This window comes from Pseudomonas sp. EA_65y_Pfl1_P113, from assembly GCF_963970525.1.
Classification (GTDB): Bacteria; Pseudomonadota; Gammaproteobacteria; order Pseudomonadales; family Pseudomonadaceae; genus Aquipseudomonas; species Aquipseudomonas tritici.
On the sequence record NZ_CAXAQM010000194.1, the window covers coordinates 1 to 661 of the forward strand.

1 protein-coding gene is annotated in these 661 nt (G+C 64.1%); it reads right to left on the minus strand.

The window, feature by feature from the left end; all coding sequences use genetic code 11:
- On the minus strand, window positions 1-661 hold a 661-nt coding region (locus AACY52_RS29085), incomplete at both ends, for a S49 family peptidase (protein WP_339561182.1).

Below are 661 nucleotides of genomic sequence, written 5' to 3' on the forward strand. Positions count from 1 at the left end.
TGAAGGCATCGCCCGCGCTCGCATCGTCATCCTTGTTCGAATCCAGGATTTGCGCGATCAATTGCATGAAAGCGCTCGGCTTTTTCTCCAGATATTCGGCATGAACGTCGGTCGCCTTCAACCCGGCGCGCTTGGCGGCTTCGTCGATCGCGTCCTGCAAGCCACCGAAACGATCGACCAGCCCGATCTGATGCGCCGTGCCGCCATCCCAGACGCGGCCCTGCCCGATCTCGTCGACGCGCGCCGGGGTCAGCTTGCGCGCAGTGGCGACGCGCGTGATGAACTCCTGATAGCCATTCTCGATCCCCGCCTGGAAGATCGTGTCGGTCTCGGCATTGGTGCCGCCGTAAATGTCCGGCTGCCCGGACAGCGGCGTGGTGCGCACGCCATCGGTGGTGAGGCCGATCTTTTTGAGCGTGTTCTCGAAAGTCGGGATGATGCCGAAGATGCCGATCGAGCCGGTGATGGTGGTCGGCTCGGCGAAGATCACGTCGCCCGCCGTCGACACCCAATAGCCGCCCGACGCCGCCAGCGAGCCCATCGAGATGACGACCGGCAGCTTCTGCGCCTTGGCTTCCAGGATCGCGCGCCGCATGTCTTCGGACGCAAGCGCCGAACCGCCCGGTGAATCGACCCGCACGACCAGCGCCTTCAGATCCTT